This is a genomic window from Gilliamella sp. (assembly GCF_024104075.1).
Lineage (GTDB): Bacteria > Pseudomonadota > Gammaproteobacteria > Enterobacterales > Orbaceae > Gilliamella > Gilliamella bombi.
Genome location: NZ_JAGGHR010000004.1, coordinates 37,075 through 59,042, shown reverse-complemented (window position 1 = coordinate 59,042; position 21,968 = coordinate 37,075). Strand labels below are relative to the sequence as shown.

21 protein-coding genes and 1 pseudogene are annotated in these 21,968 nt (G+C 35.4%); 21 read left to right on the top strand and 1 reads right to left on the bottom strand.

The window, feature by feature from the left end; translation table 11 throughout:
• The first annotated feature begins 297 nt into the window (after positions 1-297).
• The 21 genes and pseudogenes from J6569_RS02345 (at position 298) to J6569_RS02245 (ending at position 20,036) form a co-directional block, all read left to right on the top strand.
• A complete protein-coding gene (locus tag J6569_RS02345) occupies positions 298-627 on the top strand; it encodes a PRD domain-containing protein (protein ID WP_296317420.1) in 330 nt (109 codons plus the stop codon).
• Positions 628-673: 46 nt separating this feature from the next.
• Positions 674-1,042: an SFCGS family glycine-rich protein gene (locus tag J6569_RS02340; protein ID WP_034910428.1), complete on the top strand. Its 369-nt coding sequence runs from the start codon at positions 674-676 to the stop codon at positions 1,040-1,042.
• Between the two features lie 13 nt (positions 1,043-1,055).
• Positions 1,056-1,352, top strand: a complete 297-nt coding sequence (locus tag J6569_RS02335) for a DUF4312 family protein (RefSeq protein WP_296317417.1) — start codon at positions 1,056-1,058, stop codon at positions 1,350-1,352.
• Positions 1,353-1,372: 20 nt separating this feature from the next.
• Positions 1,373-2,125 (top strand): DUF4311 domain-containing protein, encoded by a 753-nt coding sequence (locus J6569_RS02330; protein ID WP_034910435.1) that lies wholly within the window; start codon positions 1,373-1,375, stop codon positions 2,123-2,125.
• A 29-nt stretch (positions 2,126-2,154) separates the two neighbouring features.
• The gene (locus J6569_RS02325) at positions 2,155-2,793 is read left to right on the top strand and encodes a DUF4310 family protein (RefSeq protein ID WP_366941227.1); all 639 of its coding nucleotides are present in this window, start codon (positions 2,155-2,157) and stop codon (positions 2,791-2,793) included.
• Positions 2,794-2,851: 58 nt separating this feature from the next.
• A complete protein-coding gene (locus tag J6569_RS02320) occupies positions 2,852-4,006 on the top strand; it encodes an amidohydrolase/deacetylase family metallohydrolase (protein ID WP_296317414.1) in 1,155 nt (384 codons plus the stop codon).
• On the top strand, positions 3,984-5,123 hold the full coding sequence (locus tag J6569_RS02315; protein WP_065589632.1) for a DgaE family pyridoxal phosphate-dependent ammonia lyase: 1,140 nt from the start codon (positions 3,984-3,986) through the stop codon (positions 5,121-5,123). Before J6569_RS02320 ends, J6569_RS02315 begins: the two co-directional genes overlap by 23 nt.
• Positions 5,123-5,863: a KDGP aldolase family protein gene (locus tag J6569_RS02310; protein ID WP_065589631.1), complete on the top strand. Its 741-nt coding sequence runs from the start codon at positions 5,123-5,125 to the stop codon at positions 5,861-5,863. Before J6569_RS02315 ends, J6569_RS02310 begins: the two co-directional genes overlap by 1 nt.
• Entirely contained in the window at positions 5,864-7,786 is a 1,923-nt protein-coding gene (locus J6569_RS02305) for a PRD domain-containing protein (RefSeq protein WP_141672684.1), read from the top strand.
• A 242-nt stretch (positions 7,787-8,028) separates the two neighbouring features.
• A complete protein-coding gene (gene yceD, locus J6569_RS02300; protein ID WP_065561382.1) occupies positions 8,029-8,538 on the top strand; it encodes a 23S rRNA accumulation protein YceD in 510 nt (169 codons plus the stop codon).
• Between the two features lie 4 nt (positions 8,539-8,542).
• Positions 8,543-8,710, top strand: a complete 168-nt coding sequence (rpmF, locus tag J6569_RS02295; RefSeq protein WP_025316508.1) for a 50S ribosomal protein L32 — start codon at positions 8,543-8,545, stop codon at positions 8,708-8,710.
• Between the two features lie 33 nt (positions 8,711-8,743).
• A complete protein-coding gene (gene plsX, locus J6569_RS02290) occupies positions 8,744-9,790 on the top strand; it encodes a phosphate acyltransferase PlsX (RefSeq protein WP_296317411.1) in 1,047 nt (348 codons plus the stop codon).
• A gap of 4 nt (positions 9,791-9,794) precedes the next feature.
• On the top strand, positions 9,795-10,748 hold the full coding sequence (locus tag J6569_RS02285) for a beta-ketoacyl-ACP synthase III (protein WP_174798866.1): 954 nt from the start codon (positions 9,795-9,797) through the stop codon (positions 10,746-10,748).
• A gap of 35 nt (positions 10,749-10,783) precedes the next feature.
• Complete coding sequence (gene fabD, locus J6569_RS02280) at positions 10,784-11,719, top strand: ACP S-malonyltransferase (protein ID WP_065589627.1); 936 nt, start codon at positions 10,784-10,786, stop codon at positions 11,717-11,719.
• A 19-nt stretch (positions 11,720-11,738) separates the two neighbouring features.
• Entirely contained in the window at positions 11,739-12,473 is a 735-nt protein-coding gene (gene fabG / locus J6569_RS02275) for a 3-oxoacyl-ACP reductase FabG (RefSeq protein WP_296317409.1), read from the top strand.
• Positions 12,474-12,623: 150 nt separating this feature from the next.
• Complete coding sequence (gene acpP / locus J6569_RS02270) at positions 12,624-12,857, top strand: acyl carrier protein (protein ID WP_034910452.1); 234 nt, start codon at positions 12,624-12,626, stop codon at positions 12,855-12,857.
• A 161-nt stretch (positions 12,858-13,018) separates the two neighbouring features.
• On the top strand, positions 13,019-14,263 hold the full coding sequence (gene fabF, locus J6569_RS02265; RefSeq protein WP_034910454.1) for a beta-ketoacyl-ACP synthase II: 1,245 nt from the start codon (positions 13,019-13,021) through the stop codon (positions 14,261-14,263).
• A 256-nt stretch (positions 14,264-14,519) separates the two neighbouring features.
• Positions 14,520-14,740: pseudogene (gldA, locus tag J6569_RS11215) on the top strand (glycerol dehydrogenase); the annotation flags it as partial.
• A 222-nt stretch (positions 14,741-14,962) separates the two neighbouring features.
• Entirely contained in the window at positions 14,963-18,442 is a 3,480-nt protein-coding gene (dnaE, locus tag J6569_RS02255) for a DNA polymerase III subunit alpha (RefSeq protein ID WP_296317405.1), read from the top strand.
• 244 nt (positions 18,443-18,686) lie between these two features.
• On the top strand, positions 18,687-19,646 hold the full coding sequence (accA, locus tag J6569_RS02250; protein ID WP_296317403.1) for an acetyl-CoA carboxylase carboxyl transferase subunit alpha: 960 nt from the start codon (positions 18,687-18,689) through the stop codon (positions 19,644-19,646).
• A gap of 21 nt (positions 19,647-19,667) precedes the next feature.
• Positions 19,668-20,036 (top strand): diacylglycerol kinase, encoded by a 369-nt coding sequence (locus J6569_RS02245; protein ID WP_034910464.1) that lies wholly within the window; start codon positions 19,668-19,670, stop codon positions 20,034-20,036.
• 807 nt (positions 20,037-20,843) lie between these two features.
• On the opposite strand, the gene aroB is transcribed toward J6569_RS02245, so the two are convergent.
• On the bottom strand, positions 20,844-21,923 hold the full coding sequence (aroB, locus tag J6569_RS02240) for a 3-dehydroquinate synthase (RefSeq protein ID WP_034910466.1): 1,080 nt from the start codon (positions 21,921-21,923) through the stop codon (positions 20,844-20,846).
• Positions 21,924-21,968 lie beyond the last annotated feature (45 nt).

The following is a 21,968-nucleotide window of genomic DNA, read 5'->3' as shown; positions in this document are numbered from 1 at the left end:
TTGAATATTATCCTCAATGTATAAATGACAGTATTATCTAATTAATCAAATTATAGAAATTGTATTTTTAAATGTATTTGTGAAGGTCGGGTTTTATGATCTAAATCACAAAATTGAACATAGATTTAATCAATAAATAGTTGTATCAAGAGTAACAATTCTTGCTTATTGCTGTATTTAGCAAACTTTATAATAAATTTCCTCTTGCAGACGGAAAAATTCTCTATCCACATTAAGCCTTGATTGATTTACGCTTATTCTATCCAATTCAAAAACAATAAGAGATATGTATTAGCTATGAACCCAATAAAATTTCGAATGATCGAGGATGATTTAGAACCAGAGTTAGTTACTGAACAAACCATTACGATCATCAATAGTTGGTTAGTACAGCATCAAATCATACAAAATGATGTTCAAAAAGCGATGTTATTTTCACATGTAAAAGCTATGGTTGAGAGGGCCAAAACATTAGAAACATTACCTGAAGTCGACCCTGAGTTATTTGATGAACTTTCAGAAGAATCTTTAGAACTGGCAAGAAAAACAATAAACTTATTTGATAATTTACCGATAGAAGAAGCATATTTATTGGCAGTTCATTATGAAGTAGCTAAAGCAAATTAAACGATTACTAGACAAGTAAAAAACAATAATTAATAGGAGAAATATTATGGCAGAAGTAGTCATTGTTATCGGCGATAGAATGGGAAAAGGGCAAAAAATTGCGGAGGGAATTAACTCAGTAGAAGGTTGTCGTGCAATCGTCATTCCAGGTATGGCAGCAGATATGAAATTAGGTGATGTAATGAATAAAGAAAATGCCGATTTGGGCCTTTCATTTTGTGGTAGTGGTGGAGCTGGTGCTATTACTGCACAAAATAAATATGGCTATTCACAACGCCATGGTATGCGATCAATTGAAGAAGGTGAAACAGCTATTAATGACGGCTGTAAAGTTCTTGGTTTTGGTTTTATGGACACGGAAGAATTAGGGCAACGTGTAGCAAAAGCATTTCTAAAAAAATATCCACGTTCATAAACGGTAAATGAGAATGAAAAAAACAGAACAGATACTTGTTAGAGTAAAAGGTCATGGTGATTCTAAGCAGCGAGCTTTTGCTATAGCTTTAAGTCAGGTTCAGAAAGAAGTACTCAAAAACACTAATAATATTATGTTGCGAATAGAACCAATTGACATTCAAGTTGTATCAGCAATAGAAAAGATAACAACAGAACGTTTTTTGTTTATCTTTTTACCAAGGAAAAAGACATTTTATGAAATCACGCTTGATGTATCTGTTAACGTAATTTTTATTGATTTAAATGATATTAAATTTACTTCAAAATAACATAACGTAAAAGGGAAGTTATGGAAATTTTAATTATTGCATTCAAGTCTATTATTATCGGCGGACTTTGTGGTTTTGGGGTCGGTGCGGGAGCTGCTCGAATGTTTCATGCGCCAACTTATCAAGGGATGGGTGCGTTTCGGACATTAGGTGAACTTAATTCTTGTGAAGGTGATCCTGCAGCGCACTTTTCATTTGGTTTAGGGTTCTTTTTTAATGCGTGGGCTTCATCGGTTGCAGCTGGCTCTTTTACTCAAGACGTCGATCATCGCATCATCCCTAACTGGGGTGGAGCTTTATTGATGATAAAAAATCGTAATCTTGCAGAAACCTTACATGATCCTAAAAAAATGGCATTTGCTTGTGCATTTATTGGGATGATTGTGGTGTTATTTTTAAATACAACCACTTCAGTTATTCCTGATTCGCTAAAAATTACTGCAACGAAGGTTCTTGTTCCTGCCGCTAACTTGTTAGTTGCAACGGTTATGCCTGTTATTTTCTGGTTAGCCGCTCTAGATGCAGGGCGTCGTAGTGGATTTTGGGGAACGTTATTTGGTGGGCTTGCACAGTTAATTATGGGCAATGCAGTACCAGGGTTGGTGTTGGGTATATTGATTGGCAAAGGTGTAGATGATAGTGGCTGGAACCGTGTGATGAAAATTATGTTAGTTGCTGTCATTATTTTATTTGTTATGAGTGGATATTTCCGTGGTTTTGATTTGAAGATGATTAACTCGTTTAGAGATGGTTTATCTTATTGGTTTAAATAATATAGGGACACATTATGAATACACAAACAATGGTCGATAAAAGTTTTTGGTATGCCGATTGGTCTTTCCCTATCATTTGTGGGCTATTATCTGCCGGTATTTTTGCTGGAACGCATACATTCTATGTGTACGGTATTGGTGCATTTAATGAAATTGCATTTGTTGCTATGCTCAAATCAGGAATGACCACTGGCGATTATGGCGCTGTTGCGGCTTTTGGTGCTAGTTTTTTATTTGCTCGTGTTATTGAAGGTTCCTTGGTCGGCATTTTAGATATCGGTGGTGCATTGCAAACAGGTATTGGGCTTGGTGTACCTGCGTTACTGCTAGCTGGCGGCTATACTTTACCTATTGAAAATTTTTTTGCAGCGTTAGCAACTGGATTGATATTAGGTGTGCTTATAGGCTTAATTATTATTATTATCCGTAAATTCACTGTCAATAGTGGTGGTGGTTCGACTTTTGGTGCTGATGTCATGATGGGGGCAGGTAATGCATCAGGACGATTTCTTGGTCCTATGATTATTTTATCTGCGATGGTTGCTTCAATTCCTATTGGTACCGGTTCATTATTGGGGGCGCTACTTTTTTATGTATGGAAAAAACCAATCACAGGTGGAGCTATTTTAGGTGCTATGATTTTTGGTGGTATATTTCCAATTTTATAATATTAGTTATTCCCCTCTGTAATTTATTAAATTGCAAAGAGGGGATTCGGAATAAATTATGTATGATTTAATTATAAAAAATGCCAAACAAATTGATGAATCAGTAACAGATATTGCTATTCATCATGGAAAGATTGTTGCGATTGCTAGTTCTATTACAGACCAATCTGAGCGTGTCTTAGATCTACAAAATAAGCACTATATCAGTGCCGGATGGGTTGATTCACACACCCATTGTTTTGCTCGTTCACCTATTTATCATGATGAGCCTGATTTGATCGGCGTTAAAGCTGGTGTTACTGCGGTTGTTGATGCTGGTAGCATTGGAGCTATCGATGTAGATGAGTTTTATCAATTAGCTCAGCAAGCAAGTACACATGTTTACTCTTTTTTAAATATTTCTAAAATCGGGTTATTAAGGCAAAGTGAACTCGCCGATATACAAGATATTGATGTACCCTTATTTGATGAGGCATTAGCTAAGTATCCCGATTTTATTATTGGGATCAAAGTGCGAATGAGCCGTAGTGTAGTAGGTGAAAATGGCATTTTACCCTTAATTAAAGCTAAAGAAATGCAAAGAAAGAGTGGTTTACCTTTAATGATCCATGTTGGCAATAATCCTCCAGAGCTTGATGAAATTGCTGATTTGTTAACAAAAGGTGACATTATTACACATTGTTTTAATGGTAAACCCAATCAAATCTTTGATAAACAAAATAAACTGCGTGGTTCAATTAAACGAGCAATTGAACGTGGTGTGATATTGGATGTCGGTCATGGTGGTGAAAGTTTTAGTTTTTCAGTAGCAGAACGAGCTAAATGCTTAGATATTTATCCTAATACTATTAGCTCTGATATTTATTCTAAAAATCGTTTACAGGGACCAGTTTTTAGCCTGGCTAATGTGATGACAAAGTTTATCTGTCTTGGTTATAGTCGAAAAAGAATCATTGATAGTGTGACGAAAAATGTGGCACAAGTTTTGCGACTTAAAAATAAAGGTGTTTTATCGGTTGGTTATGATGCAGATTTGACTATTTTTGATATTAGACAGCAAACAGTTTCATTATTAGATTCAGAAGGTGAAGTTAGACAAAGTGATGAGCAATTTGTTCCTCTAGCCTCTATTGTTGCTGATGAGAAAAACCATTTGATACGAATTGAAATAACAGAAGAAGGTAGTAAAAATGAGCTCAGAATCTCAAACTGAAAAAGATGTTTACAGTAAATATAACCTAAAAAAGGTAATTAATGCATCAGGACGAATGACAATTTTAGGTGTTTCAACGCCAAGGCCTGAAGTGGTCGATACTGTATCCCATGGGCTAAATGAATATTTTGAAATTAAAGATTTGGTTGATAAAACAGGCCAATATATTGCTAAATTGCTTAATGTTGAAAATGCGGTGGTAGTATCATGTGCTTCTGCTGGTATTGCCCAAGCTGTTGCTGGATTAATTATTAAGGATGATCGCGATTTATTATTTAATTTACATTCATCTGACAAATATGTCCCCCGTGAAATCATTGTTCCTAAAGGTCATAATGTTAATTTTGGTGCACCAATTGGCACAATGGTTTCTTTAGGTGGAGGGATTATTGTTGAAGCTGGTTATGCCAACGAGTGTAAGCCTGAGCATATTGAATCACTAATTAATCCAGATACTGCCGCAATTTTATATATTAAGTCACATCATTGTGTACAAAAAAGTATGTTGTCGGTTGCACAAACAGCAGCAATTGCAAAAAAACATAATGTCCCATTAATTGTTGATGCAGCGGCAGAAGAAGATTTACAAACTTATTATCAGCAAGGCGCAGATTTGGTTGTTTATAGTGGTGCTAAAGCAATCGAAGGGCCAACTAGTGGTTTGGTTATTGGTCGTCATCAGGCGGTGGAATGGTTAAAACTACAATCACAAGGTATTGGCCGACCAATGAAAGTAGGAAAAGAAGGTATTTTAGGATTAACAAAAGCTATTGAACTTTATATTACTGATAAAAAGACTGAAACAGGACAGCAAATGGTGACTAAAATGACGCCATTTATTGAAAGCCTAAATACACTTGATGGAGTATCAGCCAGAGTCGTTTGGGATGGCGCAGGACGTGATATTGCGCGTGCAGAAATAACGTTTGATGCAAGTGTAATAGGTAAATCTGCAATTGAGATAGTTGACCTGATGAAAAAAGGCGAAATAGCAGTGTATTTCAGAGAATATAAAGCCAATGAAGGTAAAGTTGATGCCGATGTGCGTAGTGTAACATCAGCCCAACTCGATATTATTTACAACAAAATCAAAAATATTATTCAAGGAGCAAAATAATGCAACTGACTCCAAATTATTATAATGATCGTGTTTGTTTAAATGTTTTAGCAAATTCAATCGATAATGCAAAAGAGATTTATGAAGCGGCACAAAGTCATGTAGTTGTTGGTATCTTATCTAAAAACTATTCAGATAATGAATCGGCGATTGAGGATATGCAAAAATACGCTGCAGCTATCGATAATGCTATTTCTGTGGGGCTTGGTGCAGGTGATCCAAATCAGTCAACTATGGTGTCTGAAATTTCAGCGGTACTTCAACCACAGCATATTAACCAAGTTTTCACGGGTGTTGCGACTAGCCGAGCATTGTTAGGACAAAAACAAACAATCATTAATGGTTTAGTTTCGCCGACAGGTAAAGTTGGTTTAGTTAATATTGCAACTGGACCTTTAAGCTCAAATTCGCCAGCAGGAGTTATTCCAGTGGAAACAGCTATCGCTTTACTGAAAGATATGGGCGGCAGTTCAATAAAATATTTTCCTATGGGAGGTCTAAAACATAAAGATGAATTTGAGTATGTGGCTAAGTGTTGTGCTGAGTACGATTTCTATCTTGAGCCGACAGGTGGAATTGATTTAGATAATTATGAAGCAATTTTAAAAATTGCCTTAGATGCAGGTGTAAAAAAAATTATTCCACACATCTATAGTTCTATTATTGACAAAGCGACTGGTGCAACGCGAACCAATGATGTCAAACAACTTTTAGCTATCACACAAAAACTAGTAGGATAAATGATGTCATCTAAAGTGCTTTTCTCTTATCAGCGATTAGCGTATTTATTTGATACTATAAAAAAAGAGACACTACCTCAGCAAGAGTTAGCTAATCGCTTTTCAGTATCTACTCGCACAATTCGTACTGATGTTTCAGCACTTAACGATGTTTTACGTAGTTATGGTGCTCAAGTTGATTATACTAAAAATGTAGGATATCAACTTGTAGTAACCGATCCAGTCAGTTATGCTCAATTGCCTATTACTCAAGCAATTGAGCAAGTACCAAGAACTAGTAAAGAAAGGGTTTCGGCTTTATTGATTGCTTTTTTAACACAGTCCAATTCTGTGAAATTGGATGATATAGCTGATGAGTGGTTTTTAAGTCGCAGTACTTTACAAAATGATGTTATCGAGGTTAAACAATATTTAGATAAGTACAATTTATCTCTTGAAAATCGTCCTTATTATGGGATGTACTTAGTTGGAGAGGAGTCATCAATTCGAGCATGTTTAACTGATATATTGTGGCAACGTCATATGGCAGAAGATACTATAAACGTAAACAGGCTTCGTCAGACAATATTAAATGATATTGATTTAGATTATCTTGAAAAGATTTTACAAAACCAACTTGAACGTTTTGAACTAAAGTTAAATGCTGAAGGACAGGGATATTTGCTTTACAGTTGCGCTGTATCTATTACTCGTATTACTCAAGGTTATGAGCTGCTTGAATATCAAGTTGATCAAATTAATACAACAGTTATTAGTGCTGCACGTGAAATTTCAGAAGAGTTTTCATATTTTTTAGGCAGTGTACTTTGTGATGCGGAATTTAATTATCTGTGTGTACAAATTATTTCTCGAATAATAACAGAATCCCCAAATCAAGCAAAAAGTTTGGCGTTAGTTGAGCATATATTATCTTATATTAATGATACATATCACTATAATTTATGGGATGATACTAAATTACGCCAAGATATGCTGATTCATACGTCATCAATGTTATCTAGGATAAAATATCAAATAAGAACAACCAATCCTTTATTGCATGAAATTAAACAATATTATCCATTTGCTTATGATATTACGCTTTCTGCGTTAACTAATACAGAAAAATACACTGAATCAAAAATGACAGAGGATGAAATAAGTTATTTAGCCTTACATATTGGTGTAGCATTGGAGCGAAATTATAGTGCAGGGCATGAAAGATTTGCACAAATTCTATTAGTTAGTGAGCTCAGTAACTCAACTTTGCGTATGGTTGAATCAAAAATTAAGAGAGATTTTCCGCATATCCAAATTAATCGTACACTTTCCTATCGAGAGTATGAGCAATTAACACAAATAGAAGAGGATTTTGTTGTATCAACTGTTCGCTTAACCGAAAAAGACAAACAAATTGTCAAAATAGCACCATTTCCGACAGCTTATCAGCTTGAACAATTAGGGCGATTGGCAATGGTTGACCGAAAAATGCCTTATATTATTGAACGTTTTTTTGATGAAAAGTTCTTTATTATTATTGATAAGCCAATGACACAAAAAGAAATTTTTAAAAGTATTTGTGTAAGGCTTGAACAATCAGGATATGTTGGTGGTGATTTTTATCCATCACTTGTTGAGCGGGAAGAAATAGTCTCTACATTATTAGGTGAAAATATTGCTATTCCTCATTCAGTTGGATTGTTGGCAAAAAAAACTGTAGTTACGACTATTTTAGCACCACAAGGTATTGTTTGGGATAAAAATGAAGTTGCGCATGTTATTTTTTTATTAGCAATTAGCAAAGATGAATATGAAGATGCTATGCGAATATATAATTTGTTTGTAAACTTTGTCAAAGAAAAGTCTACCAAACGTTTATTAGATAGCAGAACTTTTGATGATTTTCGAGCGATTATGAAAGATAGTTTGTGTCGATTATCATAATAAATGAAAAGACCAAAATGACAACTTTTATACTGAAATATGGGTGTTTTCTGAAAAAACTTTGCAAGAAAAAAATAATCATTAACAAAATGAATATTAAAGTAATAATCAACAACTAAAACAAATTATATTGTGTGATCCCATTGACGAAACCTTGATTTAAAGGTAATATGCGCGCCTTATGGCATTGTGTAGTTTTTAACTACACTAAAAAAATTTTTTTAAGGTAGTATGCATATCTTATGCAAAATAAATTACCATTTACTATTGATCCGATTAAATCGGCACAAAAACGACTTGATTATATTGGATATTATCCACTTCAAGCGGTAAATAGGGTTGATAGCCCAAAAAGTGATATTGAGTGTAGTTTGTCTTTTTATTATGATGAACAAAAACTCTGCATTATCAATATTGATGCAAAATTAACGTTAGAACAAACTTGTCAACGTTGTTTTAAACCTTTTGTCACTGAAGTTCATGTGACGAATAAATTTAGTCCTGTTAAGAGCGATGCTCAAGCAGAGACGCTACCGGAACATTATGAACCCGTTTTGATGAACGAGTTTGGTGAAGTAGATATATTAGCGTTACTTGAGGACGAAATTATTCTCTCGTTACCAATTGCGCCGGTACATGATAGTAAACACTGCGAAGTGTCAGAGGCAGATATGGTATTTGGTGAAATTCCTACTGAGAATGAAAAAACAAATCCATTTGCAATTTTAGTTAGTTTAAAGAATAAGGGGTAAATCCATGGCTGTTCAACAGAATCGTAAAACTCGTGCAAAACGTGGTATGCGTCGTTCTCATGATGCATTAACTGTTGCTAATATCTCAGTTGATGAATCAGGTAAAACACATTTGCGTCATCACGTAACCGCTGATGGTTATTATCGTGGTCGTAAAGTGATTTCTAAATAATTATTTAGTAATTAGAAATCCTCAGGTGACATTTTGGATAATCTAACCATTGCGTTAGATGCTATGAGCGGGGACTTCGGTCCTCGTGTTGTTGTTCCTGCTGCAATACAAGCACTAAATAATTATCCAACTCTTTCAATCTTTCTGGTAGGCTGTCTAACAGAAATCAATCTTTTTTTGCCTAAAGAAAATTCAAAGTTAATTACTCAATACCAACAAGAAGGTCGATTAATGTTGATAGAATCGACATCAGTAATAGCTAATGATATGAAACCTTCTTATGCAATTCGTCATAGTCAAGGATCTTCTATGAGAATTGCGCTTGAACTAGTTAAAGATAATAAAGCTCAAGCATGTGTAAGTGCCGGTAATACTGGTGCGTTAATGGGGCTGTCAAAACTACTTTTGCATTCATTGACGGGTATAGATCGTCCTGCACTCGTCGCTATAGTTCCAGCATTAAACAATCAAAATACAGTAGTATTGGATTTAGGAGCTAATGCTGAGTGTGATAGTGATATGTTAGTTCAGTTTGCGATAATGGGTGAAATTTTAGCTAAAACAGTGCTTAATATTGAATATCCTCGTGTTGCATTACTTAATATTGGTGAAGAAGACATTAAAGGTTTGGATAAAATTCGTGCGGCTTCTGCTATTTTGAAATCAAATAACAAAATTAATTATATCGGTTATTTAGAAGGTAACGAACTTTTAACGGGTAAAACCGATGTACTTGTTTGTGATGGTTTTGTGGGTAATGTAACGTTAAAAACAGTAGAAGGTTTAATAAAAATTTTTATGTCTTCTTTTAAATTATCGTTAGGTCATCATTCACTATTATTGAAATTATTGAGTAAATGGCTACAAAGGAAAATTGCAAAAAATTTTGGTTATTTAGATCCCGGACGATATAATGGCGCTTGCTTGCTTGGACTTCGAAGTATTGTGATTAAAAGTCACGGTAGTGCCAATCAAAAATCATTTTATGCAGCAATAGAACAAGCTATTTTGGCTATACAAACAAATATACCTGAGAAGATTGCAACGAGCCTTTCTTCCGCACTACCCAAGAGCGAATAATTAGATGTATACAAAGATATTAGGAACTGGGAGTTATCTTCCAAAACAGATAAGAACTAATGCAGATCTTGAAAAAATGGTTGATACCAGTGATGAATGGATCACAACGCGTACTGGTATTAAAGAAAGACGTATCGCAGAGCCAGATGAAACAGTAACGAGCATGGCTTATGAAGCTGCTATAAATGCAATTGAAATGGCCAATATCGATAAAGAAGAAATAGGTATGATTATTGTTGCAACAGCAACTTCGGGCAATGCATTTCCAAGTTCTGCAACAGAATTACAAGCTAAATTAGGTATTGGTGATGTCGTTGCTTTTGACGTGTCAGCTGCTTGTTCTGGGTTTATTTATGCGCTTGATATTGCTGACAAATATGTTAAAAGTGGTGCAATTAAAAATGCTTTAGTTGTTGGCTCTGACATGTTAACCCGTGGTGTTGATCCAAATGATCGAGGCACCATTATCATTTTTGGGGATGGTGCAGGAGCGGTTGTTGTCGGTGCATCAGAAGAACCTGGTATTATTGCTTCGCATCTTCATGCTGATGGCCGTTATGGTGATTTATTAAAATATCCATATGTTGATCGCCGTAATATGAATGATCCTGTTTATATGACAATGCATGGCAATGAAGTGTTTAAAGTGGCAGTTAAAGAGTTGTCAAATTTGGTTGACGAGCTTTTAACTGAAAACACGCTCAATAAAGCAGATTTAGATTGGTTAGTTCCGCATCAAGCTAATTTAAGAATTATTTCTGCAACCGCAAAACGCCTAGATATGGATATGAATAAAGTTATTGTCACATTAGATAAGCAGGGCAATACTTCTGCTGCTTCTGTGCCTTGTGCTTTAGATACTGGTGTAAGAGATGGACGAATTCAACGAGGTCACCTAATTTTATTAGAAGCCTTTGGTGGCGGATTTGTTTGGGGATCTGCACTAGTTAGATTTTAGTTTATGAAGTATTTTTAATGATCAAGGATTTAAGAATGACCAAATTTGCAATGGTATTTCCAGGACAAGGCTCTCAAGCTGTCGGTATGTTAAAAGATCTTGCTGATAATTTTCCGATTGTCAAATCAACATTTGATGAAGCTTCTGATGTGTTAGGTTATGATTTGTGGGATTTAGTACAAAAAGGCCCAGTTGAAGAACTAAATAAAACATGGCAGACACAACCAGCACTACTTGCTTCATCTGTTGCAATATTTAGAGTCTGGCAAAGTGTTAATGGTACTCAACCTGATTTTATGGCTGGTCATAGTTTAGGCGAATATTCTGCTTTAGTTTGTGCAGGCGTGATTGAGTTTAAAGATGCGATTAAATTAGTCGAATTACGCGGAAAATTAATGCAAGAAGCCGTGCCAAGCGGCACAGGTGCAATGTACGCTATTATTGGATTAGATAACGAATCAATTAGCAAAGCATGTGAACAAGCGGCTCAAGGGCAGATTGTTGCGCCAGTGAATTTTAATTCACCTGGTCAAGTAGTTATTGCTGGTAATAAGGAAGCTGTTGAACGTGCAGGCTCACTATGTAAAGATGCGGGTGCTAAGCGTGCATTACCGCTTTCTGTTAGCGTACCATCACATTGTGCGTTAATGAAGCCAGCAGCTGACAAATTAGCGACTACATTAAATGATATTGAATTTAACACACCAAAGTTTGCTGTTATCAATAATGTTGATGTTAAAGTTGAAACGTCTGCAGAAAAAATTAAAACTGCATTAATTGCTCAGCTTTACAGCCCTGTACGTTGGACTGAAACTGTTGAGTATATGGCAAAACAAGATGTAAAACTTTTAGTTGAAATGGGGCCAGGGAAAGTATTAACTGGATTAACTAAACGTATTGTTGATACACTTTCTGGTCTTGTGGTTAATGATAAAGTATCATTAGAAACGGCATTAGAAAACACAAAGTAAAATGGTAAAAGGGGTAGTTATGAACCTATCAGGAAAAATTGCTTTAGTTACGGGCGCAAGTCGTGGAATTGGTAAAGCAATTGCAGAAAAATTAGTTGCTTGTGGCGCAACTGTTATTGGTACGGCAACAACAGAAAAAGGTGCTGAAGCTATTAGCCATTACTTAGGAGCAAATGGTAAAGGTCTTGCTTTAAATGTGACAGATGAAACATCAATTGAGTCGGTTATTGGTGCAATTAAGGCTCAATTTGGTGATATTGATATTTTGGTTAATAACGCAGGTATTACTCGTGATAATTTATTAATGCGAATGAAAGAAGACGAATGGCAAGATATTTTGAATACAAATTTAACATCTGTTTTTCGCTTATCTAAAGCATTATTGCGCACAATGATGAAAAAACGCTATGGAAGAATTGTAACCATTGGCTCAGTAGTAGGCACAATGGGAAATGCGGGCCAAGCTAACTATGCTGCAGCTAAAGCTGGATTAATTGGTTTTAGTAAATCATTAGCACGTGAAGTTGCATCACGAGGTATTACTGTTAACGTGGTTGCACCTGGTTTTATCGCAACTGATATGACCAATGCATTAACCGATGAACAAAAATCTTTAACATTAGCACAAGTTCCTGCTGGACGATTAGGTGAACCAACAGAAATAGCTAATGCAGTAGCATTTTTAGTATCAGATGAAGCATCTTATATTACTGGTGAAACTTTACATGTCAATGGTGGCATGTATATGGTGTAATTGGTTAGAATAGTGTAAAATGAGCCATTATTTTAATGTTTTGAACAAAAACTAAGCAATTGGGTTGGAAAATGATTGGCATCTTTTTCAACATTTTATAAACTTACATTCACCGCCACTTTCGGCGATTTTTATAGGAAAAAAAAGAGTATGAGCACTATTGAAGAGCGAGTTAAGAAAATTATTGTTGAGCAACTTGGTGTAAAAGAGGAAGAAGTTAAAAACGAATCTTCTTTCATTGAAGATCTTGGCGCTGACTCTCTTGATACAGTTGAATTAGTTATGGCTTTAGAGGAAGAATTTGATACTGAAATTCCCGACGAAGAAGCTGAAAAAATTACAACTGTTCAATCTGCAATTGATTATATTACTGCAAATCAATAAGGTTAGTAGAGTTTTTATGATAGGCGGTCAAATGATCGCCTAGTTTGTATTTATATCTTTAATTATTAAATTAAAAATAAGTCGGTATAAATCTTTAGAAAACTCAAAATAAAATTTTTCAATGATTCAAATTTCATTTCAATCCTTTCCTGGAGGGCAATGTGTCTAAACGCAGAGTTGTTGTTACTGGAATGGGCATGATATCTCCTGTAGGTAATACAGTTGAATCCACTTGGCAAGCTTTATTAGCTGGGCAAAGTGGTGTTGAACTCATAGAGCACTTTGATACAGCCCCTTTCGCAACGCGCTTCGCAGCGATGGTTAAAAACTTTAATGGCGAAGATTATAATATTTCACGCAAAGATGCACGTAAAATGGATTATTTTATCCAATATGGCATTGCTGCAGGTATGCAGGCAATGCAAGATGCAGGCATTGAAATCACGAATGAAAACGCAGAACGAATCGGTTGTGCTATAGGTTCTGGTATTGGTGGGCTTGGGTTGATTGAAGAAAACCACAGTGCATTAGTAAATGGTGGACCACGCAAAATTAGCCCGTTTTTTGTACCATCAACAATTGTTAATATGATTGCAGGCCACTTATCTATTATTTATGGATTAAAAGGACCTAGTATTACTATTGCAACAGCTTGTTCTTCAGGTGTTCATAATATTGGTCATGCTGCACGCATGATTGCTTATGGTGATGCAGATGCGATGTTAGCGGGAGGTGGCGAAAAAGCGAGTACCCCATTGGGTATCGGTGGTTTTGGTGCAGCTCGTGCTTTATCAACTAATAACGACAATCCTAAAGCAGCAAGCCGTCCTTGGGATAAAGACCGTGATGGTTTTGTGTTGGGTGATGGTGCAGGAATCATGTTCTTAGAAGAATATGAACACGCCAAAAAACGCGGAGCTAAAATTTACGCTGAACTAGTTGGATTTGGTATGAGTGGTGATGCTTATCATATGACTTCGCCTCCAGCCGATGGTAGTGGTGCGGCCTTAGCAATGAAATGTGCACTTCGTGATGCAGGTATTGCTCCAGATCAGGTTGGTTATATTAATGCTCATGGTACATCGACCCCCGCTGGTGATAAGGCTGAAACCCAAGCGGTAAAAAGTATTTTTAAAGAAAATGCTAGCAAAGTGATGGTGAGTTCAACTAAATCTATGATAGGGCATTTATTGGGTGCAGCTGGTGCAGTTGAGTCAATTTTCACTGTCCTAGCATTACGTGATCAAGCTGTTCCGCCGACAATTAATCTTGATAATCCTGATGAGGGATGTGATCTTGATTATGTTCCTCATACAGCGCGTCAGGTTAAAAATTTAGAATATGCACTTTGTAACTCTTTTGGTTTTGGCGGAACCAATGGTTCGGTCCTATTTAAAAAAATATAATTTTAATTATTTTCCCATCACTAAAAATGGTGGGAATTTATTCATCTCTTGTTAATGTGTTGTCAATAATAGTCCATTTTTATTAAGTCAAAATGTAGCGTATTCCTCATTTTTCTAACATTCTATTTGGTAAATTGAATGTTAAAGCTTGTTTTATATTTATATCAACAAATATATTTTCTCCTTGATTGAAGACGATATGTTTAGTGTATGTTCAAATTTTATTCTTATATTTTAGAAGCTTTAAATGTGGCGGATGCCTGCTGCTCATGCCATTCATAATGGCTTTACTGTATCAGAAACAACGCATGATTATTGGCTGGAGAAACAGTAGCGATAGGTACATTGGTAATGTTAATCGATAGTAATTCAGATATGATTGAAACTGTATATAATTTCTGCGAATCTGTCGGTTTATCAACCATGCTGGCTGAATTTGGCTTAGCTAATACCTGTGATGAAGAGTTGATGAAAATCGTTATAAAAGTAGCAAATACAGAGGGACTACGTCGTAAATAGTTTTGCACTTTTTTAGATTAATTGTGCTAACTTTAAATGTACTCTGGTTGGTTTTTTACATCAAGAATTTTTATTTCTTTTACATTTTGTTGTAAGTTCATGTAGGTAAAGAGAATAAGAATATTCTTCTTGCTTGTGTTATAATTCAAAGCTAATTTTATCGCTTCATTTCTGGTAATTATGGCAGAACCAAAATTTATTCATCTTCATTTGCATAGTGATTTCTCTATGATTGATGGAATTGCTAAGGTAGGTGCATTAGTAAATGAAATGAGCAAGTTGCAGATGCCTGCATTTGCAATCACTGATTTTACTAATCTTTGTGGACTGGTTAAGTTTTACGGCTCAGCAATGTCAAAAGGTATTAAACCTATCATTGGTGCAGATCTCGCTATTAGAAGTTCTCAATTGCCTGATGATATTTATCATCTAACTCTGTTAGCAGCTAATAATCAGGGATATCAAAATCTTACTTTATTGATTTCTAAAGCTTATCAGCGAGGATACATTGGAGATTTGCCTGTTGTTGATAATGAGTGGTTAATTGAGCATCGAGAAGGGTTAATTGTATTAGCTGGACGAGAAAGTGATATTGGTATCGGTATCGTTCGCAATAATCAAACTATTATTGAGCATGCTATTAATTTTTACCTTGAAAATTTTAATGAGCATTTTTATTTTGAGCTAGTACGGACTAAACGAATCAATGAAGAGCTATTTATTCATAGTGCAGTAAGATTGGCTGAACAGTATCAATTCCCCGTGGTTGCTTCTAATGATGTTCGTTTTTTAAAAGCTTCAGATTTTGAGGCTCATGAAATTCGTGTTGCTATTCATGATGGGAATACACTTGAAGATCCTTCCCGACCTAAAAATTACTCAGCAGAGCAATATTTACGATCTGAACAGGAAATGTGTGAACTATTCTCTGATATACCAGAAGCGCTTGAAAATAGTGTTGAAATAGCAAAGCGCTGTAATGTAACCATCCGGTTAGGTGAATATTTTTTACCTAAATTTCCTACTGGTGATATGTCGACCGAAGATTTTTTGGTGCATAAATCGCGTGAAGGTTTAGAAGAAAGACTTGAGTTTTTATTTCCCGATCCAGAAGTTAGAAAACAAAGAAGACCTGAATATGATGAGCGTTTAGAAACAGAATTAACGGTTATTAATCAGATGGGTTTTCCTGGATACTTTCTAATTGTTATGGAATTTATTCAATGGTCGAAAGATAATGATATTCCCGTGGGACCTGGGCGTGGTTCAGGTGCGGGTTCACTAGTTGCGTATGCTTTAAAAATTACCGATTTAGACCCATTGGCGTTTGACTTACTTTTTGAACGATTTTTGAATCCAGAACGTGTTTCAATGCCTGATTTTGATGTCGACTTTTGTATGGAAAAGCGAGATCTAGTAATTGATCATGTTGCTGATATGTATGGTCGTGATGCAGTCTCTCAGATTATTACTTTTGGAACTATGGCGGCTAAAGCAGTAATCAGGGATGTTGGCCGAGTACTTGGACATCCTTATGGCTTTGTTGATCGGATTTCCAAATTAATTCCCTTAGATCCGGGAATGACATTGGTTAAAGCTTTTGAAGTTGAGCCTCAACTTCAGGAGTTATACGATAATAATGAAGAAATTAAATCATTAATTGATATCGCACGTCAATTAGAAGGTGTAACTAGAAATGCAGGTAAGCATGCTGGGGGCGTTGTAATTTCACCAACTAAGATTACAGATTTTTCGCCAATTTATTGTGATCCAGAAGGAAATCACCCAGTAACCCAGTTTGATAAAAATGATGTTGAATATGCAGGTCTTGTTAAATTTGACTTTTTAGGACTAAGGACATTAACCATTATTGATTGGGCAATCAAAATGATTAATGAACGTCAGTTAAGAGATGGTAATAAACCAGTCGATATTACTCGAATTCCTCTTGATGATCAGCCGTCATTTGATTTGTTATTGAAAGCTGAAACAACAGCTGTGTTCCAGCTTGAATCTCGAGGTATGAAAGACTTAATAAGGCGATTAAAACCTGACTGTTTTGAGGATATGATCGCTTTAGTTGCTTTATTTAGACCCGGTCCGTTACAATCAGGCATGGTAGACAACTTTATTGACCGTAAACATGGCAGAGAAGAAGTATCCTATCCTGATATTAAATATCAACATGAATCATTAAAACCTATCTTAGAACCAACATACGGTATTATTTTGTACCAAGAACAAGTTATGCAAATTGCTCAGACTTTGTCGGGTTATACATTAGGTGGTGCGGATTTATTACGTCGAGCTATGGGGAAGAAAAAACCTGAGGAAATGGCAAAGCAACGCTCTGTTTTTAAAGAAGGTGCCGAAAAGCAAGGTATCGATGGTGAGCTTTCCATGCGCATTTTTGATTTAGTGGAAAAATTTGCTGGTTATGGTTTTAATAAATCTCATTCAGCAGCTTATGCGCTTGTTTCTTATCAAACATTATGGTTAAAAACTCACTATCCAGCAGAATTTATGGCTGCAGTTATGACTGCCGATATGGATAATACTGATAAAATTGTCGGTTTGGTTGATGAATGCTTACGGATGGGATTAAAGGTTAATCCACCAGATATTAATAGTGGTCTTTATCACTTTCATGTGAATGATAAAGGTGAGATTGTTTATGGGATTGGGGCTATAAAGGGTGTCGGTGAAGGTCCTATTGAGGCAATTGTTGAAGCACGTAATAGTGGTGGATATTTTAAAAATATATTCGAACTTTGTGCTCGAACAGATATGAAAAAGATCAACCGTCGTGTACTTGAAAAACTTACTATGGCAGGGGCATTTGATAAATTAGGCCCTCACAGAGCAGCTATTTTGCATAGTATTAATGATGCAATGCAGGCAGCGGATCAATATGCAAAAGCTCAAGATATTGGTCAAGAAGATATGTTTGGAGTCTTAGCGGAAGAACCTGAACAAGTTGAGCATGCTTATGCTGCGGTACCTGAATTACCCGATCAAGTTTTGCTTGATGGCGAGCGTGAAGCTTTAGGACTTTATTTAACAGGGCATCCTGTAACGCAATATTTAAAAGAATTAAATCGTTATACTGGTGGATTGCGAATTAGTGAAGCATCTCCGACAGGCTGGGGAAAAACGGTCACTTTTGCTGGTATTGTTACTGATGCTAGGACTCGAATTACTAAAAAAGGTAAAAAAATTGGCTTGTTTACTTTAGATGATCGTTCAGGCCGTATTGATGGTATGCTTTTTGCAGAATCTTTGGAAAATTTTGGACATTTACTCGTAAAAGATAAGATCTTAATTGTTACAGGCCAAGTTAGTAATGATGATTTTAATGGTGGTTTTAAAATGTCAGTGCGAGATATTGTTGATCTAAAAGATGCCCGTACTAAATATGTAAAAGGACTGTCCATTACATTAACAGAAAGCGAAGCAAATCAAGCAATATTGCAACGTTTACAACAACTTTTAGAACCTTATCGTCATGGTAGTGTGCCTGTTAGCTTATATTATCACCGGGGTGATTCGGTTGTTAGGATTCAATTCGGTACGACATGGAGGGTTATTCCAGAGGACGCTATGATTATTGAATTAAAGACACTTATTGGTATTGATCGTATTGAATTTGAGTTTGAATAAGAAAATAAACTTATTAATAGTAGTCTGGTTGATTAATTAAATTTATTAAATAATGTTACTTTAATTAAATGTAAGTGGTATAACATTTTGAATAGTTGAAGTCTAATAATATAAATTTAGGTGACTTCAATGAGTATTACATAGTAGAATTGGATTAATTTTATTTTAAGAATTAGCCAGTATACTGTATTAGATGTGTATTTTTTTAAAATACCAAATAAATTAAGAGGCAATTACAAGCGTTATGAACAATTTTTTGGAATTTGAAAAGCCGATAGCGGAATTAGAAGCAAAAATTAATTCCTTAAAGAATATTGATTCGCAACAAGTTGAATTAGATATTAATTTAGATAAAGAGATTAAGCAATTACATAAAAAAAGTCGTGAATTAACAAAAAAAATATTTGCTAATTTAACTCCCTGGGAAATTGCGCAACTAGCTAGACATCCAAATCGTCCTTATACATTGGATTATCTGAAAGAAATTTTTACTGATTTTGATGAATTAGCTGGTGATAGGGCTTATGCCGATGACAAAGCAATTGTTGGTGGAATAGCTCGTATTGATGGAAGATCTGTGGTGGTTATTGGGCATCAAAAAGGTCGAGAAACAAAACAGAAAATTTATCGGAACTTTGGTATGCCCGCTCCAGAAGGGTATCGTAAAGCTTTACGATTAATGCAATTAGCGGAGCGTTTTAAATTACCAATTATTACTTTTATTGATACTCCAGGTGCTTATCCTGGTATTGGTGCCGAAGAGCGAGGTCAAGCAGAAGCTATTGCTCGTAATTTAAGAGAAATGTCACGTCTTAAAGTACCAACTATTTGTACAGTAATTGGAGAGGGAGGCTCTGGGGGCGCTCTTGCTATTGGGGTTGCAGATAAAGTTAATATGCTTCAATATAGTACTTATTCTGTCATATCGCCAGAAGGTTGTGCTTCGATTTTATGGAAAAGTGCTGATAAAGCACCAGTTGCAGCTGAAGCTATGAATATGACTGCAGATAAATTACTAAAATTGAATCTTATTGATTCGATTATACCTGAGCCACTGGGCGGTGCCCACCGTGATTATGCTGTTGTATCTAATTCACTCAAAACACAGTTACTTAGTGATCTTAATGAACTTGAAAGTATGGATTTATCTATATTATTAGAAAGAAGATATCAACGTTTGATGAACTATGGTTACGTAAGGTAATTTTAAATTTGGAATATTGTAATGAAAAAATCGACAGGCTTACTACGTATCCTTAAAGCAACAAAATATTCTTTAAAAGGCTTAAAATCGGCGATCAAACATGAAGCTGCATTTCGCCAAGAGTTAATTCTATTAGTTGTGGCTTATATTGTTGTAATGCTAATTGATTTCTCTATTTATGAACGTATTTTGCTACTTGGTTCAATTGGAGTGGTGATGATTACTGAGTTAATAAATAGTGCAATTGAGTGTGTAGTTGATCGTATTGGCTCTGAAAGGCATGATTTATCTGGCCGAGCAAAGGATTATGGCTCGGCGGCGGTATTTTTGTCGTTATTATTGACTATTATTTTGTGGATTTATCTATTTTCTTGTCATTTTTCATCATGATTTTTGATTTAAACGTAGGTTTTCCTGAAAGTTTTTGACAATAGTTTAATCGCAAAAAACTATTCTTAAACTAGAATAGGATTGGTTTTCCAATAAAAATTTATAAAAATATTATTATAATTACGCTGGAAAATAAAAATAACAACGCTTTTGTAGGAAAATACAGGGTTATTTACACTTTATGGTTAAAATAATCCTCTAAAAACTTATAAGGCGTTTTTTTCGAAATCGCTTTATGGGGTTTAATGGTATTATAATAGTTAATAAATCGTTTAATATTGTGTTTTCTATCTTTTTAATGGCTAAATATTTTCTGATTATTCTACATTTCCATTAAAGATCGTATCACTCTTTTGAGCTTTCCCATTCGTTTGTGGACAGGCTAGTTTCGTGAATTTTTGATGGATACGATGGTTGTTACACGTTTTAACAAATAGCTCTTCACCTGTGCCTTGATATTCATGTCCATTCTTGGAATAAATACATTCAATGATAAAGGATATAGGGTTAACACATTGTTTGTATAAATAGTGCTAGTTAAATCGGGATTTATTGGGAGTAAATGCCTGCATAAAGCTCTTGTGAAAAATCATCAATACTGACCGACAAATAAATACTCTCGCCTCTTTTGTTTGGCTTCGTTTTTAAGTAAAGGTAAACGTTTGGTATTGTAGTATTTCCTCCCAGATAGGTTTTGTTATAGCGTTTAGCTTGTCGCCTTAATTTAACTTCAATGGACTTTCCGACTTTAACCAGACGTTTAATTTTTATATGTAAATGATGCAACTATTGGTTATCAATTATAGATTAAGTTAATTGTATAGACTGAATTACCATATCTTTATCAATACCATCTATCACTTCAGCATGACCAATTTTAGTTGGTATAACAAGCCTTAATTGCCCAGATAATACTTTTTTGTCTCGTAACATATGTGGCAGATAAGATTCAATTGACATTTTTTTTGGTCTGTTAACAGGTAGTTTAGCGCGAATTAATAAGTTCTTAATTCGTTCAATATCAGTTTGATCCAATTTACCAAGTAATTTGGCTGTTTGTGCAGCCATTAGCATACCAACACTGACAGCTTCGCCATGTAGCCAATTTCCATAGCCTAGTTCTGCTTCTATGGCATGCCCATAAGTGTGACCAAGATTTAAGATTGCTCGCATGTTTTGTTCTGTTTCGTCAGCAGCAACCACTTGTGCTTTGAGTTCACAGCAATGGTAAATACAGTAGCTTAATGCATTAACATCTAGGTTTAGTAAATCGTTGATGTGTTCTTCAAGCCAATCAAAAAATTTAGCATCTAAAATAATGCCGTATTTTATAACTTCGGCAAGTCCAGCCGAAAGCTCTCTTTGTGGTAATGTTTTTAAACAACTGAGATCAATCACTACCGACTGTGGTTGATAAAATGCGCCAATCATATTTTTACCCAGTGGGTGATTAATCGCTGTTTTACCTCCTACCGAGGAATCAACCTGTGATAGTAGCGTTGTAGGCACTTGAATAAACTTAATTCCACGTTGATAAGCTGAAGCGGCAAATCCTGCAATGTCACCAATCACACCTCCACCTAGTGCTATAAGTATACTACTGCGAGTATGATTGTTTGCCAGTAACGTTGTCAAAATGCTATTCCATGTTTCCATGGTCTTATATTTTTCACCATCAGGAACAACAACTGAATCGGTTTTTACACCATGCTTTTCAAGCATATCAATTAGTGTTTGTAAATAAAGTGGGGCTATGGTTTCATTGGTAGCAATGAGTACGCGTTGCCCTGCTTGGAGTTTAAAATGTTGAAATTCACTTAGTAGATTTTCACCAATTGTGATTGGATAACTGCGTTTAGCTAGCGCTACATTTAATGTTTTTTGCATATTAATTTCCAGACAAGTCAAAGTGGATTTATTGTTGCATGTTAG

What these genes read in the sequence shown, in the direction of transcription:
- J6569_RS02345 (WP_296317420.1), top strand. Translation starts at nt 298, where the DNA reads ATGAACCCAATAAAATTTCGAATGATCGAGGATGATTTAGAACCAGAG.
- J6569_RS02340 (WP_034910428.1), top strand. Translation starts at nt 674, where the DNA reads ATGGCAGAAGTAGTCATTGTTATCGGCGATAGAATGGGAAAAGGGCAA.
- J6569_RS02335 (WP_296317417.1), top strand. Translation starts at nt 1,056, where the DNA reads ATGAAAAAAACAGAACAGATACTTGTTAGAGTAAAAGGTCATGGTGAT.
- J6569_RS02330 (WP_034910435.1), top strand. Translation starts at nt 1,373, where the DNA reads ATGGAAATTTTAATTATTGCATTCAAGTCTATTATTATCGGCGGACTT.
- J6569_RS02325 (WP_366941227.1), top strand. Translation starts at nt 2,155, where the DNA reads ATGGTCGATAAAAGTTTTTGGTATGCCGATTGGTCTTTCCCTATCATT.
- J6569_RS02320 (WP_296317414.1), top strand. Translation starts at nt 2,852, where the DNA reads ATGTATGATTTAATTATAAAAAATGCCAAACAAATTGATGAATCAGTA.
- J6569_RS02315 (WP_065589632.1), top strand. Translation starts at nt 3,984, where the DNA reads ATGAGCTCAGAATCTCAAACTGAAAAAGATGTTTACAGTAAATATAAC.
- J6569_RS02310 (WP_065589631.1), top strand. Translation starts at nt 5,123, where the DNA reads ATGCAACTGACTCCAAATTATTATAATGATCGTGTTTGTTTAAATGTT.
- J6569_RS02305 (WP_141672684.1), top strand. Translation starts at nt 5,864, where the DNA reads ATGATGTCATCTAAAGTGCTTTTCTCTTATCAGCGATTAGCGTATTTA.
- yceD (WP_065561382.1), top strand. Translation starts at nt 8,029, where the DNA reads ATGCAAAATAAATTACCATTTACTATTGATCCGATTAAATCGGCACAA.
- rpmF (WP_025316508.1), top strand. Translation starts at nt 8,543, where the DNA reads ATGGCTGTTCAACAGAATCGTAAAACTCGTGCAAAACGTGGTATGCGT.
- J6569_RS02285 (WP_174798866.1), top strand. Translation starts at nt 9,795, where the DNA reads ATGTATACAAAGATATTAGGAACTGGGAGTTATCTTCCAAAACAGATA.
- fabD (WP_065589627.1), top strand. Translation starts at nt 10,784, where the DNA reads ATGACCAAATTTGCAATGGTATTTCCAGGACAAGGCTCTCAAGCTGTC.
- fabG (WP_296317409.1), top strand. Translation starts at nt 11,739, where the DNA reads ATGAACCTATCAGGAAAAATTGCTTTAGTTACGGGCGCAAGTCGTGGA.
- acpP (WP_034910452.1), top strand. Translation starts at nt 12,624, where the DNA reads ATGAGCACTATTGAAGAGCGAGTTAAGAAAATTATTGTTGAGCAACTT.
- dnaE (WP_296317405.1), top strand. Translation starts at nt 14,963, where the DNA reads ATGGCAGAACCAAAATTTATTCATCTTCATTTGCATAGTGATTTCTCT.
- accA (WP_296317403.1), top strand. Translation starts at nt 18,687, where the DNA reads ATGAACAATTTTTTGGAATTTGAAAAGCCGATAGCGGAATTAGAAGCA.
- J6569_RS02245 (WP_034910464.1), top strand. Translation starts at nt 19,668, where the DNA reads ATGAAAAAATCGACAGGCTTACTACGTATCCTTAAAGCAACAAAATAT.
- aroB (WP_034910466.1), bottom strand. Translation starts at nt 21,923, where the DNA reads ATGCAAAAAACATTAAATGTAGCGCTAGCTAAACGCAGTTATCCAATC.